The organism is Acerihabitans sp. TG2 (assembly GCF_035013185.1).
Lineage (GTDB): Bacteria > Pseudomonadota > Gammaproteobacteria > Enterobacterales > Enterobacteriaceae > Acerihabitans.
Genome location: NZ_JAYGJO010000001.1, coordinates 321673 through 339690, shown reverse-complemented (window position 1 = coordinate 339690; position 18018 = coordinate 321673). Strand labels below are relative to the sequence as shown.

Annotated in this window: 14 protein-coding genes; 2 read left to right on the top strand and 12 right to left on the bottom strand. The window is 50.6% G+C overall.

The annotated features are described in order from the left end of the window. Nucleotides 1-6: 6 nt before the first annotated feature. The 9 genes from mglC to folE all read right to left on the bottom strand — a co-directional run bounded on the left by mglC (nucleotide 7) and on the right by folE (nucleotide 10813). Complete coding sequence (gene mglC, locus SJI19_RS01505) at nucleotides 7-1017, bottom strand: galactose/methyl galactoside ABC transporter permease MglC (protein WP_323476475.1); 1011 nt, start codon at nucleotides 1015-1017, stop codon at nucleotides 7-9. An 18-nt stretch (nucleotides 1018-1035) separates the two neighbouring features. Then, nucleotides 1036-2556: a galactose/methyl galactoside ABC transporter ATP-binding protein MglA gene (mglA, locus tag SJI19_RS01500; protein ID WP_323476474.1), complete on the bottom strand. Its 1521-nt coding sequence runs from the start codon at nucleotides 2554-2556 to the stop codon at nucleotides 1036-1038. 69 nt (nucleotides 2557-2625) lie between these two features. After that, nucleotides 2626-3627, bottom strand: coding sequence for a galactose/glucose ABC transporter substrate-binding protein MglB (gene mglB / locus SJI19_RS01495; protein ID WP_323476473.1), 1002 nt, complete (start codon nucleotides 3625-3627; stop codon nucleotides 2626-2628). A 232-nt stretch (nucleotides 3628-3859) separates the two neighbouring features. Further along, nucleotides 3860-4900 (bottom strand): HTH-type transcriptional regulator GalS, encoded by a 1041-nt coding sequence (galS, locus tag SJI19_RS01490; RefSeq protein ID WP_323476472.1) that lies wholly within the window; start codon nucleotides 4898-4900, stop codon nucleotides 3860-3862. A gap of 449 nt (nucleotides 4901-5349) precedes the next feature. Continuing rightward, complete coding sequence (pmrB, locus tag SJI19_RS01485) at nucleotides 5350-6450, bottom strand: two-component system sensor histidine kinase PmrB (RefSeq protein WP_323476471.1); 1101 nt, start codon at nucleotides 6448-6450, stop codon at nucleotides 5350-5352. Between the two features lie 2 nt (nucleotides 6451-6452). Next, nucleotides 6453-7121 (bottom strand): two-component system response regulator PmrA, encoded by a 669-nt coding sequence (pmrA, locus tag SJI19_RS01480; RefSeq protein WP_323476470.1) that lies wholly within the window; start codon nucleotides 7119-7121, stop codon nucleotides 6453-6455. After that, nucleotides 7118-8770: a phosphoethanolamine transferase EptA gene (gene eptA, locus SJI19_RS01475; RefSeq protein WP_323476469.1), complete on the bottom strand. Its 1653-nt coding sequence runs from the start codon at nucleotides 8768-8770 to the stop codon at nucleotides 7118-7120. The genes pmrA and eptA overlap by 4 nt, the downstream gene beginning before the upstream one ends. Before the next feature lie 172 nt (nucleotides 8771-8942). After that, the gene (gene yeiB / locus SJI19_RS01470; protein ID WP_323476468.1) at nucleotides 8943-10088 is read right to left on the bottom strand and encodes a DUF418 domain-containing protein YeiB; all 1146 of its coding nucleotides are present in this window, start codon (nucleotides 10086-10088) and stop codon (nucleotides 8943-8945) included. A gap of 59 nt (nucleotides 10089-10147) precedes the next feature. After that, nucleotides 10148-10813 (bottom strand): GTP cyclohydrolase I FolE, encoded by a 666-nt coding sequence (gene folE, locus SJI19_RS01465; protein ID WP_323476467.1) that lies wholly within the window; start codon nucleotides 10811-10813, stop codon nucleotides 10148-10150. A 241-nt stretch (nucleotides 10814-11054) separates the two neighbouring features. Here folE and fghA point away from each other — a divergent pair, with 241 nt between their 5' ends. Together fghA and SJI19_RS01455 are read left to right on the top strand one after the other, a co-directional pair. Continuing rightward, nucleotides 11055-11912 carry an S-formylglutathione hydrolase gene (gene fghA, locus SJI19_RS01460; protein ID WP_323476466.1) on the top strand — a complete coding sequence of 286 codons (858 nt, stop codon included), beginning with the start codon at nucleotides 11055-11057 and terminating at the stop codon, nucleotides 11910-11912. A gap of 1170 nt (nucleotides 11913-13082) precedes the next feature. Further along, nucleotides 13083-14210, top strand: coding sequence for a hypothetical protein (locus tag SJI19_RS01455; RefSeq protein WP_323476465.1), 1128 nt, complete (start codon nucleotides 13083-13085; stop codon nucleotides 14208-14210). Between the two features lie 5 nt (nucleotides 14211-14215). Here SJI19_RS01455 and SJI19_RS01450 read toward each other — a convergent pair whose 3' ends face one another. From SJI19_RS01450 to SJI19_RS01440, 3 genes are all read right to left on the bottom strand, one after another. Next, a complete protein-coding gene (locus SJI19_RS01450; RefSeq protein WP_323476464.1) occupies nucleotides 14216-15007 on the bottom strand; it encodes an ABC transporter ATP-binding protein in 792 nt (263 codons plus the stop codon). After that, nucleotides 15004-16077: an iron ABC transporter permease gene (locus SJI19_RS01445; protein ID WP_323476463.1), complete on the bottom strand. Its 1074-nt coding sequence runs from the start codon at nucleotides 16075-16077 to the stop codon at nucleotides 15004-15006. Before SJI19_RS01445 ends, SJI19_RS01450 begins: the two co-directional genes overlap by 4 nt. Nucleotides 16078-16347: 270 nt before the next feature. Beyond that, entirely contained in the window at nucleotides 16348-17874 is a 1527-nt protein-coding gene (locus SJI19_RS01440; RefSeq protein WP_323476462.1) for an amino acid permease, read from the bottom strand. Nucleotides 17875-18018 lie beyond the last annotated feature (144 nt).

Here is an 18018-nt window from a genome sequence, read left to right as displayed (position 1 = left end):
TTTCCCTTATTTTTTCTTGGCGTATTTTAAAGAGTCCAGCGCCACCGCAAAGATAATAATTGAACCCTTGATAATATACTGCCAGTAAGGATTGACGCCGATGTAGGTCAGGCCGTAGTTGATCACGGTAAAGATAATGACCCCGGTGACCACCCCGGCCACGGTGCCAACGCCACCGGCGAAAGAGACACCCCCCACCACGCAGGCCGCGATGGCGTCCAGTTCATACATAAAACCCAGGTTATTGGTGGCGCTACCGATTCGCCCGGCTTCCAGTAAACCGCCAAAGGCGTAGAAAACCCCGGACAAGGCATAAATCATAATCAGGTTTAATGGCACATTAACCCCAGAGACTTTAGCGGCTTCCGGGTTGCCACCGATGGCAAAAATGTTTTTGCCAAAACGGGTCTTGGTCCAAATGACCCAAACAAGTAGAATGGCAAATATCGCGTAAAAGGTGATATAGGAAAGTTTAAAATCACCAAAACGCAAAAATCCCTGAGTAAACGTCGAGAAATGCGCATCAAAACCGGCCACCGGCGACGAGCCAACCATATCGTAATACAAAGAGTTAACACCATAGACAATAATCATCGTGCCCAGGGTGGTAATAAACGGGGTCACATTCAGATAAGCAATCACCACGCCGTTAATTAAACCGATAAAGGCACCGATGACACACACTATCAGGATGACTACCGGGATCGGCAACGTTTGCATATCAGGAAAAACTTTATTAACGTTATCCATAGACTGCAACAGGGTCGCCGAGACCACGGCGGCCAACCCAACCTGGCGTCCTGCCGACAGGTCGGTACCCTGGGTAACAATCAACCCGGCCACACCCAGCGCGATGATAATACGCACCGAGGATTGAGTCAGGATGTTACTTAAATTTATCAAACTTAAAAAAGTCGTATCTTGAAAAATAATAATCGCCAACAAGACAAAAAGCACCACATAAATGCCGCCCTCTTTTAAATAAGTGAGCAGGCTTTTCTTATTTAATGCATTCATAATAAGAACCCTTAAAAATTAAAGATGCACGGAAGAAAGACGTAAAATTTCGTTTTGCGATGTCTGTTTGGTTTCGACAATTCCCGCCATCAGACCATTACTCATGACCAATATCCGGTCGGTTATTCCCAGTAACTCCGGCATCTCGGACGAAATAATAATTATGCCCTTACCGCGTTTAGCCAGTTCGGTAATTAATTGGTAAATTTCAAACTTAGCACCAACATCTATTCCGCGCGTGGGTTCATCCAGCAGCAATATTTCTGGTTGGGTTAACAACCAACGCCCGATAATGACTTTTTGCTGATTACCACCGGATAACGAACCAATATTGGTTTGATGCCCAGGCGTTTTTACCCGCATGGAATCGATGACCCATTGTATATCGCTCTTCATACGTGAATTATCCAGCAATCCTATTTTATTTTTATAGTTGCGGATATTGGCGATCAGTGAGTTAAATCCCACATCCAGATAAGCATAAATGCCAGTGGTGCGGCGCTCCTCGGTAACCAGGGCAAAACCGTTATTGATCGCTTCGTTAGCGCTATTGTTCTTGATAAGTTTACCGTGCAGCATGATAGTACCGGTGACCTTTTCCCGAATACCAAACAGGGTTTCGACAATATCGGTACGCCTGGCGCCCACCAGTCCAGCAATACCCAGGATTTCTCCTTTGCGTAAATCAAAAGAAATATTACGGATCGACGGCTGGCGCAGTGAAGTCAAATTTTTGACTTCCAGGATCACCTCACCAGGTTCACCTTGGCGATCAGGGAATCGCTGGCTTAAGGAACGCCCCACCATCATGGAGATAATCTGATCCATGGTCAGACCCTCCACCTGTTGGGTGGCAATCCATTGACCGTCACGCAGGATAGTAATTTCATCGCACAGCTGGAAGATTTCTTCCAACTTATGAGAAATGTAGACAATGCCACAGCCGCGCGCTTTCAGCTTGCGGATGATACTGAACAGATGGTTAACTTCCCGTTCGGTTAAAGACGATGTGGGTTCGTCCATAATCACGATCTTGGCGTTATACGAGAATGCCTTGGCAATTTCGACCATTTGCATTTGCGAAACAGAAAGCGTAGAGACTTTGTCGTAAGGATCAATGTTAATATCCAGTTCGTCAAATATCGCTTTGGTATCGGTATACATTTTTTTATGATCGACAAAAAAACCTTTTAAAGGATAACGGCCCAGCCACATGTTATCCATTACCGTACGCTGCAACACCAGATTCAGTTCCTGGTGCACCATGGATACACCATGTTCCAGCGCTTCCTTGGAGTTTTTAAAATTAACTTCTTGTCCCTGAAAAATAATACTACCGGAATCTTTATTATAGATACCAAACAAGCATTTTAATAATGTGGATTTTCCCGCACCGTTTTCCCCCATTAACGCATGGACGGAATGGGCGTGAACTTTTAAGTTCACATTATCCAATGCTTTGACACCAGGAAATGATTTACTGATATTGTTCATTTCCAGTAACCACTCGCGCGGTTGTTCGGTCGTAATGTCGGCCATAGTTATACCCGGCTAGGATAAGGCAGATAAAATCCCCCTAAGGGATGAGACCCGTAGGGGGAGTAAGAATTATTTCTTGGTAAACTGCGACAAATTATCTTTATCGACGCCAACATAAGGTATGCGCACCACTTTATTCACCAGTTTCCACTTGGTACCCTCTGCCGCGGGTTTGCCCGCAGCCAGGTTTTTCGCCAAATCAAAGGTGGCCTTAGCCTGGTTGTCGGCATCGTTTAACACCGTGCCGGCCATGGCGCCGGATTTAATCATTGCCAGGGCTTCAGGCAAGGCATCAACACCAAACACCGGGATCGCCGTTTTATTATGGGCTTTTAATGCTTCCACCGCGCCCATGGCCATAGCGTCATTATTGGCGATCACTACTTCAATTTTATTGGCATTGGGGCCTGAGAACCATGCATCGGTTTTATCCTTGGCTTGGGCGGTATCCCACATGGCGGTATCCATCTGCAGTTGCTCAACCTTAATATTTTCTTTGCCTTCCAAGGTTTTTATCACGTAGGTGGTCCGGGCCTCGGCATCGGGATGCCCCGGTTCGCCTTTCAGTAACACATACTGGATCACACCGTCTTTATTCAGGTCCCATTCAGGATGGGCTCGCCAATGTTTGGCGATCAGCTCGCCCTGGATAATACCGGACTCTTTGGAGTCGGTACCGACATAATAGGCTTTGTCATAGCTGTCTAAGTCTTTAGTGCTGGGTTCTTTATTGAAAAAGACCACCGGAATATTGTTGCTACGGGCTTTTTCGATTATCGTCGGCGCGGATGCGGGGTCGACCAGGTTAATCGCTAGGGCTTTTACCCCTTTTGCAATCAACACGTCAACTTGATCATTCTGGGTGGACTGGCTATTTTGTGAATCATTCATCAACAATTTGACGCCTTTGCTTTCCTTGGCATCTCTTTCAATCGATTTACGTAGCATCGACATAAAGTTATCGTCGTATTTATAAATGGTTACCCCGATGCGTGTATCGGCAGCATGGGCGGCAATGGAAAATAGAAAGCCGGCGGCCAGAGCAGTTAGGGTAAATGATTTCTTATTCATTTGTTTCTCCGGAATTTATGTAGGATTACTCTAAGGCAAACAAATCCCTTCCCTGGCGGAATACTATTCCCTTTACAAAGGTCACCGGCAAAGCCGACTTACAAAAAAACAATGCCAGGAATTAATAATTTTTAACCCGAGCCGAATACAATAATGTACCGGAGGGAAAACAACGTTAGCATAAAGGTATCATTGTTAATAATCTGTGAATATTCTCACACTTTGAAAACGGTTACATCTGATCGGTGAATGGCAAAGAGACCCCGCCCACAGTTTTCCAGGCCGCCACCGAATGGCGACGCACCAGCGTTGGCATAAATACGTGGGTTTGCCGTTGATCAAGCGGACCCGCGCTCCCCAGTAGCGCCAATTCGGTCGCAGCGACGGCCATAACAAAAATAGGATAGCGCACCGTTGTAAGACTCGGGCTGGTGTAACGGGAGATGGGCAGGTCGTCAAAACCCACAACGGAAAATTCCCTCGGTACCGATATACCGTTTTCCTTGAGGGTGGCCAGCGCCCCCACCGCCATGCCGTCATTATAAATAAACAGTGCCGACAGGTGCTGATTACGCCCCAAGAGTTCCACCATTGCCTCTTCACCGCCACGTAAATCAGGCGAATTAAACGCCTGCCAGTTTTGCGGCGGCACGATGCCAATTTCTGCCATAGCCTGCAAATATCCTTGGCGCCGCTGCCGTTCGTCGTCGATCGGATGATTGGAACCGATATAACCTATCTGCCGATGTCCCTGTTTAATCAAGGTTCGGGTGGCCATCAGCGCGCCACTGATATTGTCTAACCCGATGCAGCGGTGCTCGTAACCCGGTAGAATCCGGTTGATCAGTACCATGCCCGGTTCGCGATCCATGAACGGTATCATCTCCTCATCGCAGAGAATTTTCGAATGCACCACCAGCGCGCTACAGCGCTGGCGGATCAATACCTCGATAGCATGGCGCTCCTGGTCGGCCTGATGGTAACTATTGCTGATCAGCACGTTTTTTTTGTGCCGCTGGGCCACCGTGTCTACCGCTTTGACCAGTGCGCCGAAAAAAGGGTCAGAAACATCCATCACCACCACACCGATGGTATCGCTGATCTGGGTGGCTAATGCCTGGGCATTGGCGTTGGGGCGATATCCCAGCGTCTGCACCGCCAGATTGACGCGGTCGCGCGCTTCCTTGCTGGCAATGGCACTGTCATTTAAGACTCGTGATACGGTTGCCACCGACACTCCAGCCAACCGCGCCACATCTCGTATCGTGATCATCTCGTCCCCTGTTCAACGTAATAGCCCCCCAGCGCGGGCCTGACTTGGCCTGCGGGTATCGGACGTATCGCACACTGTTAACACCACTCGTACACACGTAGATCTGCGTTGCCGAGACCATGGACTGGGTGCATAACATATTTGAAACATCTGGTGCTATCCTAACCGGTTTGGCCCCGGTGCGGCGTGAATTAGCTCACAGGACCGGAAGCGGTTACATAGGAAAAGAATTAGGGTGATTGATAAAGAGAACTGTATATTTTCTTAACTCTATAATCATGGGGGTTATGTTTATTATTGCAGTATTAAACACAATATGATTGAGTTAACGCTTACCAAACCGAGCGAAATCGTTAAACTCTGTTGTGACCAGTTAAGGAAAGAGTGTTATGACGGGTATCATTATTTCACGCACCTTATTTCGCGTACCTTATTTCGCGTACCTTACTTCACGCACCTTCGCCCTGCTCGCCATTGCCCAACAGGAGACGAGCAATAGTACCAGAGCGATCTGCACGGTTAACCAACTCAAATTGGCTATTATGCAGTTGTGCAATGCGGGTGACGATACTCAACCCCAGGCCAATACCGTTATAGCGTTGATCCATCCGCACAAATGCCTTGGTTAAGTCAACCGCCTTGTCCGGGGGGATCCCCGGTCCTTCATCAAGCACCTGCAGCAGAATGCCGTGCTCTTCGTCGCGCAGCAGCTGCACATCAATTGCGCTGCCGGCGGGACTATAGCGGTGAGCATTTTCCACCAAATTGCGCAGCAGCAGACGTATCAGCACCGCATTGCCGTGAATCAGGATATCCTCGGTTGGCAGATGCCAGCGTAGCGTTTGTTGGCGTGGAATAACCATTTGCACCAGTTCCTCGCGCAGCGGCAGGATCACGTCCTGGGTCAGCTTCACTTCCTGGTAATGGCCAGAGGAGAAATCATGGCGAATACGCGCCAGCATCAGCAGTTGTTCCACCGTAAATGTCATGTTATCCACGCGCTCGATCAACGGCTGGTTATTGGTACCGTATTGTTTTTCCTGTAGTTCCAGGTGCAGGCGGATGCCCGCCAGTGGGGTACGCAGCTCATGGGCCACGTCGGAGGTAAACTGCCGGTCTTGTTGCAATGTGCTGTTCAGGCGGGTTAATAACTGGTTTAGGCTGCGGGTGACTGCAATAACTTCCTGGATATTACCCAGTTCCGGCAACGGCTCGAAATTTTCGGCACCTCGGGCGCGCAACGCGTTCTGTAAGCGTGATAGCGGCAGGGTGATCCAGTTTACCGCCTGGAAACAGAAAAACAGCGTGACGATAATCATCATCAGTGCCGGCACGCTCAGCGCGGCGATAGCTTCGCTGATCTCCTGGTTGACTTCTTCGTTGCGAACACTTTCCGCCAACGTGCGGTTGACCAGCAGGTCAATTTGCTCCTTGCTCTCATGCCATAGCCAGATCACAGTAATAAACTGGCAGCACAGCAAAATAATGCCCAGCACCACAATAAGGCGCCAGCGAATGCTGATCAAAGGACCGGAAGTCTTGGCTTTCATGGTTACTCGGTTCTTTCTTTGGTGATCAAATACCCAAAACCGCGTAGGGTACGAATGCGATCCTTGCCGATTTTTTGCCGTAGATTGTGCACATGAACCTCCAGCGAATTCGACGAGGGGTCATCTTCCCAGTTATACAGATCCTGATGTAATATTTCACGATGAATACGGTGCCCTGCCCGCAACATCAACCGGGACAGAATCGCGAATTCTTTTGGCGTGAGTTCGATTATCTTGCCATCCACCGTCACTTCATGGCTGTTGAGATCCAGGGAAATATTGTCCGCCCAGATCAAGTTATTACTGGCCCCCTGATGGCGACGAATAATCGCCCGCACCCGAGCCAGTAGTTCGGTCAACGCAAAAGGTTTGGTCAGATAGTCGTCAGCGCCCAGATTGAGGCCGCGTACCCGCTCCGCAATATCGTCGCGGGCGGTAAGGATCAATACCGGAACATCATTGCCGTTTTTACGCCACTTATTGAGCAACGTATTGCCGTCTCCATCCGGCAAACCGAGATCGAGGATCACCAGGCTGTAGTCGGTGCTGTTGATAAAATTGTCCGCCTGATGAAGATTAGCCGCGCAGTCGGCAGCATACCCCTCCTGCGCTAATGCCAGCTGTAAACCCTCCTGAAGTAATTTATCGTCTTCTGTGATGAGTATTTTCATTGCTGCGGATTCCGGCAAGGATGAACAATATCAAGTTCTGGTTGATACAATTTTGTGTCAACATTAAACAGCCCTAACAGGGTTGAGAAGAGATTATCTTGTGAATACGGCAGGCGTCCCGCCCGCGCCTTTATACAATCCTCACTCACGCCATGGGCCTTGATATAGTCCGGCGAAAGCCACATGACCATGGGTATGTGAGTTTGCTGCACCGGCGCAACGGGATAGGGCATGCCGTGCAAATAGAGGCCATTTTCGCCAAGTGATTCACCATGATCGGAAAGATAGACCAGGGCGGTATTAAATTTGTCACTGTGCGCTTGCAGCATCTTAATGGTCTTATCAAGCATATAGTCTATGTAGACAATCGTATTGTCATAGGTGTTCACCAACGACTGATTTGAGCAATTCTGTATTTCGTTACTATCGCAAGTTGGGCTAAAGGTCGCCAAACTTTTAGGGTAACGCTGATAATAGGTTGGACCGTGGCTGCCCATGGTGTGTAACACGATCACCGTATCATGGGTACGCGCATCGATATAACTATCGAGATTTCGCAGCAGCGCCTCATCCAGGCAAACCCCCGATGAGCACAATGCCGGCAAGTGCCACTCGCTGAGTTCCTCGGTGGGCACTCGGCTGCAGACACCTTTACAACCGCCGTCATTTTCCCGCCATAGCACATCAACATTGGCCCGTTGCAACAGATCCAGTACGTTGTCCTCACTGACAGCAATGTCGCCATCATAGTGACTGCGGGGCATATTGGAAAACATACACGGCACCGACACGGCTGTCGCCGTGCCACAGGAGGTGGTTTGCGGGAAGTAAATCACATTATCTGCCGCCAGGCGTGGGGTTGTGGGCTTGTTATAGCCGCCTAGAGCAAAATTCTGCGCCCGGGTGGTTTCCCCAACCACCAGAATAATCAGATTTTTTTTACCGTCATCATGAGCCGACGTGTTTTCATGCGCGTCCAGACCGAGGGGGGTGAACACCCGTTTGGTCTTATAGTTATGTTTATAATAAGAGTAACTGCCGGTAAACATATTGATGGGGACCAGGTTTTTGATCAACTGCTGGTTGTTTCTCATCAACGACGCATAATCTTTGTAAAAGAAGGTGGCTATCAGCACGATCATCAACAGCGACACCAGGATATTGAGCACATGGTAACCGGCATTTTGCCAGGTGAGATTGGCCGGTTTGACTTTGATCCACAGTATCAGCAACGACGGCAGCAGAGCACTGATGATCAGGTACCAGCCCAGTTGTGGTGTGACCAACGCCAGGGTTTCTGCGGTGGTAGTATCCAGGGCGTTTTGGATCATGTCGCGATCGATCAATACCCCGTAAGCCTGCATAAAATATTGCGCAAAGGCATCGATAGTGAACAAAAAAATCACGATGGGTTTGCGAATATAAGGCAGCAATATCAGGCTGAATATCAAATTCAGCCCGACCAAAAGGGTCACCGGCATGCTAGCGACAAACAGCAGGTTATGGCTAGTGGAAACATCCACTAATTGCAAAATTTTGCGGAAATAAACCACGTTCTGAACAACCGTGATCAACAGCGCAACGATGATATTAAACAACCAGGGATTGACCGATGGGCGTGGCAACGTCTTAAAAAATTTAACTGGCATTCGGTATTAACTCATTGGAAAAATCATTTTATTAAACCACGATTTACTTAACCTAACCTTAAGCTTGGTGATACTTAAGTCATTCTTAACTGTGCAACAGAATGCTGCCGTCACGGGGGTGCCGTGCCGAAAACAGTAAACCTGGCATCGTCTGTCACGCCCGCGGTTGACATCAAACCACTCCGGCGGTCATCGCGGTTAAACGACGCCACAACCATTCCATGGGACCCTGGCGAAATCGCCGCAACCAAAGGGAGGAGAACAGAATATTCGCAAGCCAGATTGGCGGGACAAACAACAGTAGCGAGGTACGATCATAGGCCATAAACAGGCCAGACTGATTGAACAACAGGGTACAGATTAAGGTTTGCAGTAGATAGTTGCTCAGTGCCATACGCCCAACGTTACTGATATAACGAGTGATACGCAAGGGTGCCAGCGTCGGCCAGAATCCATAGCAAAGTGCTACATATCCCAGCGCCTGGAAAGGAGCCCCCAATTCACGCGGAATTTGCAAAAGAAAGGCACACCAGTGGTAATTCCAACCAATGAGCCACTGTACCACGACGCTTGGCAGATTCACTATCAGCCCCACGCCAATCAGTATGATGGACATTTTTCGGTAATGGGCCGAAGATCGGGTGCCCGCCAGCCAGCCTGAACGCATCAGCCCGGCACCGATAAGCATCGCGCCGCACAGCAACCAGCCGTACTGCGCCGCTAAAGAGAACAATCCCGACTGCAGTAGATCCACACGCATTCGCCAGGCTTGTGGACCCCCGGTCGTCTGCCAATAGTATTCATAAATACGGTCCGCCAGACTGGGTAACCAATACCGCCCGGGAGTGCCACTCGCCAATAGCCATTGCATCAGCAACAGGATGACCAGCCCAACCACATAGAGCGCGATGCCGGTATGAATCAGGCTACGGGAGTCCTTGGCGTGCAGAATCAGACCAAGACACACCAGGCCCACCAGCCCGTAGTCGAACAGGATATCGCCATCCCAAAAAAATATGCCATGAATCAGACCTATGACCATCAGCCAAAGCAGTCGGGAACGGATCCAAACCCCACCCCGGGGAATGAGCATCTGCAAGCCGGCGCCAAACAGTAACGCAAACAAGGTCAGGAATTTCACTTGTGCCAGCAAGTCCATTAGCGCCCAGGACAAGGCGTCGGCAACGCTAGGCTCGCCCATAAAGGCCGGGTTGAGGTAGGCCGCCTTGGGCAGGCCAAATGCGGTGATATTCATCAGCAGGATGCCGAAAATCGCCATCCCCCGCGCGCAGTCCAACATCACGATGCGCTCGCGCATGCCTGTGCTCCGTCTAACGGCGCCGAGCGCCGGGTATGATGCTGTCGGTTAGCGCCTGTTTAGCCATGGCTATGACGTACAGCACGTAAAAATTCCTGGCGGGTATTTTGACTAGACTTAAACAGCCCTCCCAGCGACGTGGTAGTGGTGGCGCTGGTGGCATCGCGAACGCCGCGGGCCTTAACGCAATAATGCACGGCATCAATACATACCGCCACGTTGACGGTACCCAGCAGGGTTTGCAGCGCGACCAGAATTTGCTGGGTCAAACGCTCCTGAACTTGGGGCCGTTGGGCAAAAAATTGTACGATGCGATTGATTTTTGATAAGCCAATGACCTTCTCTTTGGGGATATAGGCCACGGTGGCTTTGCCGTCGATAATAACGAAATGGTGTTCGCAGGTACTGGTAAGGGTGATCTCACGCACTGTCACCATTTCATCCACCTTCATTTTATTTTGGATAACGGTGATTTTAGGAAAATTATGGTAATCCAGACCAGAAAATATTTCGTCAACGTACATTTTAGCGATGCGATGAGGCGTCTCGGCCAGGCTATCGTCGCTTAAATCGAGGTTGAGCAAGTTCATAATTTCGGTCATATGTTCCGCGATACGGCGCTTACGGGTTTCCCGATCCAGCACCACACCACGCAGCGGCGTTTCAAGGCCACGCGCCACCAGGGCTTCGTGGACCAGTGTGGCTTCTGTACTCAGCGATACCATTTTTTTTCTCCGGCAGGTCGACTCGTTCTTGATCTCATGGCGTCAAGATACGGCTACACTCTAGTGGAGCGCATGGGCATTATCCAGTGATACTATTTCATATTCAATGGAAACCCAACAAGTGACATTCTGCGGGCAGGCGGCAAGCGAAATAATCCCGATGAGCTTACATCAGTAAGTGATTCGGGTGAGCGAGCGCCGCCAACGCACCTGCAATGTGAAAGATGACGGGAGGAGTGTAATGCAGAACAAAGAGCAACTACCCGAATGTATCGACCAACACCGATTATTTGGCGGCCAACAGTTGCGCTATCGCCATCATTCCGCCAGCACCGGCGGGATAATGACCTATAGCCTGTTTTTGCCGGAACCGCTGAGCCATCGCGCGCCACCCCATGTGGTGTACTGGCTCTCTGGTCTGACGTGCAATGACGAGAATTTTACCTTAAAGTCCGGTGCCCAGCGGCTCGCGGCACAGCTCAATCTGATGCTGGTGATGCCTGATACCAGCCCGCGCGGCGCGCAAGTCCCTGATGCTGAGGCCTACGATTTGGGCCAGGGCGCGGGATTTTATGTTAATGCCACCCAATCGCCGTGGTCTGGTAGCTATAATATGTTTGATTATGTTGCCACCGAACTGCCGGCATTGGTGGCGCAGCAACACCCAAACGGCGGTAGACAGGCTATTATGGGCCATTCCATGGGTGGCCATGGCGCGCTGATGCTGGCGCTGCGCCATCCCGGCCGTTTTTGCTCCGCGTCGGCGTTTGCGCCCATCGTCAATCCAAGCCTGGTGCCGTGGGGACGCAAAGCATTCAGCCAGTATCTTGGCGACGACCCACAGGTATGGCAGCGCTATGATACCTGCCATTTATTGGCCAACGAGCAGGCCAAGCCATTGCCGATCCTGATTGATCAAGGTGATGCTGATCCGTTTTTGGGTGAACAGTTGCAGCCGGAAAAACTGGCCGAACTGGCGCTCAGCAAAAACTGGCCTCTGACCTTACGGTGGCAACCCGGTTATGATCATAGTTACTTTTTTATCGCCAGTTTTATCGACGATCATCTGCGCTTTCACGCCAGCTATTTGAACGTTTGACCTTGATTAGCTGCTGGCATGACCTGCTGGCAGCGACGTCGGCGGTATTGAACATGGCCGCAATGTTAACGCGGCTATCAACAGCCAACGCCATGGCGTAGATCATTCACGTGGCAGCATGGCGGTGACGCCGCGACAAATCTGTCTGGGGCAGACTTTTCCTGGCGCACCCCCGTGAGGGATGAGGCCCAAGAAAGGGTCGAGTCTTGCCCGCTCACCAACCACCTGAAATATGACTACTGTACTGACCTATAAATTTATGACATTAATCGCAATGCTTTTATGTAGCTCTTCATTTGCGAATAATTCGTATTTTTCGTGTGATACAGCGAAGGGAATGATTAAGGTAGATGACAGCAACGGTGTACTCCAGTACACCTTAACTAAAGATAACAAAAATGAATTTAACTATAAGTCAAGCGGCAATGACTTCTCAGGGTTTAAATACAATCATTACTCGAGATTCCAAGCTGATTATTTTAATGTGTCGTTCATTAATTCATAATATAGATACACAATATTCAGCAATTACGAAGATGAACATGAAAGTCGAGGTGTCCGCGTTACTAACCTGAAAAGCAAAAAGGAATCCGTTTACGATTGTAAGGTTGTGGACATTGATCGCCTTAGTGATTTGTCGGCAAAGTTGCTGCTCTTCGTCCAGCTCCGGGGAGCATCCATGACGTTTATCTTTGCGCGTATAAACAGATATAATGAGATTAACAACAAGACGGCAAAAACATCGCTATTTTTCACCTTTTTGCTATCATTCTAAACTCATTGGCAATGTAACGCGCTGGCGTAATAGGGAAAAACCAAATCATCCGTTAATTACCGACTGTCGTAATACGATCGTTAAAAATTAAAAAAATATTTTATATCATAAAACAACCCATTGAAAATAAACTGTTTTATATTATTTATTATGACTAACTCCACAATGGTTTAACTCGTGTTTTAATAACGAGGGAAGGAGGCGGATATTATAATGGTGGTGCCAACATAAAAAAGTTTGGTCGGAAAATGGCGATAGGCTTGGGTACTGGTATGGCGTGAAATAAAAAATGACAAACGCAACTCTTAGTCTGCGTATCGTATTTTTCACATTTTTCTGCATGATATTATCAGAAACCCACACCCTAAATAAGTCGAGTTAATGGAGCAGCTTTCATGACCGTTTTTCTTTTGATAGAAGCCAGGGAAATTGAATGCTCGGTGATAGACGACATCCGACATAGAGGCTTATCTCCCATCCTCTTTACCTCCCGCTATCTTGACGAAAGCCATTTTTATCATGGTATCGATATGCAACTGTTCGACGAGGTGTATTGCGTTGATACCTTTGATAGCGTCGCCATGCTCGATTGCATCAAGCACAATGGCATACCGGTCACGGCAGTACTGGGCAGCTATGACGAGGTGATGGTTCCCGCAGTTGACGTGGCGCAGGCTCTGGGGCTGCCCTGCCCTTGCCTTGATGGATTGCGCTGCGCCTTTAATCATGAGCGGGCCCGTACCCCAGACGCCCACCGTGCGTGTATATGCCAGAACGCAGCACACTATCGCCATGCCATAACGGGTATTTGTCAGGGGCAGCGCGCGACGCTTAGCAACGCACATCGGCATGTTATCATGGAGCAATGTACCATGGTTCAATGTATCGAGGGGCCATATTACGGTGCAGAACTGCTGTATCACAACGGGCACTGGCGGGTTATCGCGGTCAACCGGCGGTTTTTGTCCGCAGGTGATCGTGCTTACGTCACCGGTATCTGTCAGCCCTCGGATCTTGATCCGGAGCGCCTGGCCCAGGCCAGTATCCAGGTTCAACGCTGGGTAGAGGCACTCAAACTGCGTGGCGGCGCGCTTAGCGTAACATTTATCTACACCGCAGACGGGCCGGTACTGGTTGATATGACCCTGGGTATTGCCAATGCGCGGGTGAACAAGCAGGTGGAACTGACCACCGGCATCAATATGATGGTGCATGTGGTGGATTTCGTGTGCGGCAAAACGCGTGCGCTGAGCCGATCACTACACCCACGCTACCCTTTTGTCGCCGATGCTTTTATCTTTTGCCCACGCGCCGGTCAACACGATGCATCCCTGATTGATAAAAACCATCGTTATTTTATTGCCAGTTGCCTAAAACCATCGTCGGGGCAGTCGATTCTCGCGCGCCGTGCTGTCGGTAAGGTGATTGTCGGCGATGTTATGGCCTACGGCGAGAGCTGCCAACAAGCCATGGAGCATGCTCAAACCCTGGTACGGCAGGTCGGGGTAAAACCCTGGCCTTGAGGCGCTTAACCCTGTGGCGCGGGTGTCACCAATCCATCAATAAGCACCTGTGGCAATCCCATTGAACAGTGCTCAATACGCCCTTGTACGCCATAGACTCGGGCCAGATTTTCGGTGGTAATCACCTGCTCCGGCGCACCGTCGGCAATCAGCCGGCCATGTTGCAGCATCAGGGCATGTTCGCCATGATGCAGGGCAATATTGATGTCATGCAATACCACCAGCGTAACCATATTTCTGCGCCGGGTTTCCCGGCCAATAATATCCATTACGTGGTATTGAAAATTTAAGTCCAATGCGCTGAGCGGCTCATCGAGCAACAGCAACGATGGACGCCTAATCAGTGATTGTGCCAAGCCAACCAGCTGTTTTTGCCCCCCGGACAGTTCTTCAAGGTCACTGAGCGCCAGATGCGCAATGCCCAACTGTTCCAGTAGCGCCATGACCGCCACTTCGTCGCTTTGATGCGCTGGCCCGCCGCTGGCGCGCTGGGCAACAATAATCGATTCCATTACCTGTAAATGCACGCCTGCGGGCAGGCTTTGTGGCAGATAGACCACCCGATCCGCCCGCTTGGCGAACGGGAGTCGCATCAGATTTTCATCATCCAACCACAGTTCGCCCTTGGCCGGGTTTAACCCGGCCAAGGCGCGCAGCAGGGTGGATTTTCCACAGCCGTTGGGTCCGAGCAATACGGTGATTTTGCCGCGTGGCAACAACGGAATCGACAGATCGTTTATCACTTTACGCCGGGTGTAGCCGGCGGTGAAATGCGCAATACGCAGACCCGACATCATACATTGCTCCGATGACGCAAAATAATACTCAGAAAGAACGGCACACCCACCAGCGACGTGACGATCCCCACCGGGATCATGACGCCGGGCACGATATTTTTCGACACTACCGACGCCATTGACAGCACCAGTGCGCCGGTAAGCGCGCTGGCGGGCAAATAAAACCGGTGATCTTCGCCAAAGATCAGCCTGGCAATATGCGGGGCTACCAGACCGATAAAACCAATCGGACCGACGAAAGCGACCGCCAGGGCAGAGAGAATGCTGATGCGCAGTAGCGTCGCCAGTCGCAGACGACGAATATCAATACCAAATCCCATCGCGCGATCCTCTCCCAGGCGAAGCGCGGTCAGTTTCCAGGCGCTACTTAACGACCACGGCAACATCAAGGCAAACACCAGGGCGATAATGCCAAGCTTAGGCCAGGATGCACGAGACAAACTGCCCATGGTCCAAAAGACCAGTCCTTGCAGCGTATCCTCGGTGGCGATAAATTGCAGCATGGACACCAAGGCGTTAAACGTAAACACCAGTGCAATGCCGAATAACACCACACCTGAGCTGGCCACCCGGGTCCAGCGGGTAATGCCGTCTAGCATCAACGCCGCCAGCAACGCAAAAATAAAGGCGTTAGCCGGGATAACCCATTGCACCGGCACACCGGGCAGTCCGATGTTGAGCACGATAGCCAGGGCGGCGCCGAACGCCGCTGCCGAGGAGACCCCGAGGGTAAATGGGCTGGCCAGCGGATTATTGAGAATGGTCTGCATTTCCGCCCCCGCCAGACCCAGCGACAGCCCCACCACAACGGCCATCAGTGCAAAAGGCAAACGGATGTCCCAGACGATCACCCGGGTGCCACTGTCAGCAGCGGCGGGGTTAAGCAGCGTATCCACCAGCGTACTGATGCCAAGACCGGACGGGCCGAGGGTAAAATCCAGCAGTACACTGCCCGTAATGGCCAGGATCAGAATGCCCATTAGGACTAACCGGTGGCGCTGAATGCGCTGATAACGGCTCAGTGTGCCGTTGCGGCTGTAAGCCGCCAGGGGGTCTAACGTCGCGCTCATTAATATTACCTATTGCCCAATCAACCTATGCCATTCACGGCAACACACGTGCTGCGGCGGCAAGGTAGATCAAGGGGGTCAAAATCTAATTTGGGCAACATAATAAAGCAAATGATAATTCTTATCAATACGATTTGAGGGTTTTAGTTGGGGTTATATAAATATAATAGTATGTTTTAAAACGTATTTATTCGAAGTTTGTGTATAAGGACAGGCTTTATCATCAAGCAGGACACGGCGAACGCCGTGTCCACATCACACACTCAGATCTTATAACAAACGCGGTGCCACTGCCGGACTGTCGACCGATGGGTTATCCAGTGTGGTGTCGGCGGGACGGTCAGGGAAAATCATGTCCTCATAACGTACCAGTTTGCTGCCATGGCTCCATTTATAGCCCAACCAGATCACCAGAAACAGCGGGATACCAATGTAGGTTGCGGTGACGCCATACCAGTCAATGCGATCTTGTAAAAACGCCTGATAATTTTGCCCCAAGGTGATCATCAGACACAGTACAAAGGCAAATACCGGCCCAAGGGGAAAAAATCCGGCTATATAAGGCAAATCCCCCAGTTGGCGCCCTTGAAACTGGTAGCCTCGGCGAAAGCGGTAGTGGCTGATGGCGATACCCAGCCAGGCGATAAAACCAGTCATGCCCGAGGTATTGAGCAGCCAGAGATAAACCGTCTGATTACCGTACATTGAGGTCAAAAAGCACAAGCCCGCCATCACCGTGGTCAGGTACAGCGCGTTGCGCGGTACACCACCTTTGGATAATTTGGCGAAAATCCTGGGCGCTTTGCCCTCACAGGCCAGCATATAGAGCATGCGGGTTGAGGCATACATACCAGAATTGCCCGCTGACAGCACCGCCGTGAGGATCACCGCATTCATCACGGCGGCGGCGGAAAGCAGGCCAGCGTTGCGGAACACCAGGGTAAACGGACTGACGGTAATGTCTTTGACATCATTACGCAGCAGATTAGGGTCGGTATAGGGGATGATTAAACTGATAATCAGAATCGCCAACACGTAAAATAGCAGGATACGCCAAAATACCTGGCGTACTGCGCGCGGGATATTTTTAGCCGGATCGGCGGACTCACCGGCAGCAATGCCAATCAGCTCGGTGCCCTGAAACGAGAAACCGACAATCATGGCAACACCGATCATCGCCGGAAAACCGCCGGCAAAAGGCGCTTCACCCACCTGCCAGTTATGCCAGCCGGCGCTTTCGCCGCCGCGCAGGATGCCGACAATCATCAGTACCCCCACCGCGATAAAGATCACCACCGTCACCACTTTGATCAGCGAAAACCAATATTCCGCTTCACCAAAACCCTTGACCGAAATCGCGTTGAGCAGAAACATGATCGCCAGGAACACCGCGCTCCAGATCCAGCCAGGCACGGTGGGAAACCAGTAGTTCATCACCAGTTGTGAGGCCACCAGATCCACGGCAATGGTTACCGCCCAGTTGTACCAGTAGTTCCACCCCAGCGCGAAACCAAAGCCTTCTTCCACATACTGGGCGCCATAGGTCGAGAATGAGCCAGATACCGGCATATAAGCCGCCAGCTCGCCGAGGCTGGTCATTAAAAAATAGACCATCAGCCCGATAATGATATAGGACAATAGCGCACCGCCTGGCCCCGCCTGGGCAATGGTGGCGCCAGACGCGACAAACAGTCCCGTACCGATAGAACCACCGATGGCGATCATCGTCAGATGCCGCGCTTTAAGTTCACGCCGCAGACCTGGAGTGGGTGAACTGTCGAGAGAATTGTGGAGCATGGTGAGTTAACGTGTCCGTACAAAAATCGAGGCCGAATTGTAACAAATCAGGCTGCCGGTGGTAGTACCGAGGCTCCGTTATAAGATAGCTTCATAATGTCGCGCTGATTATAAGCATAATATCGGCAAATCGCTGGTTTTTAG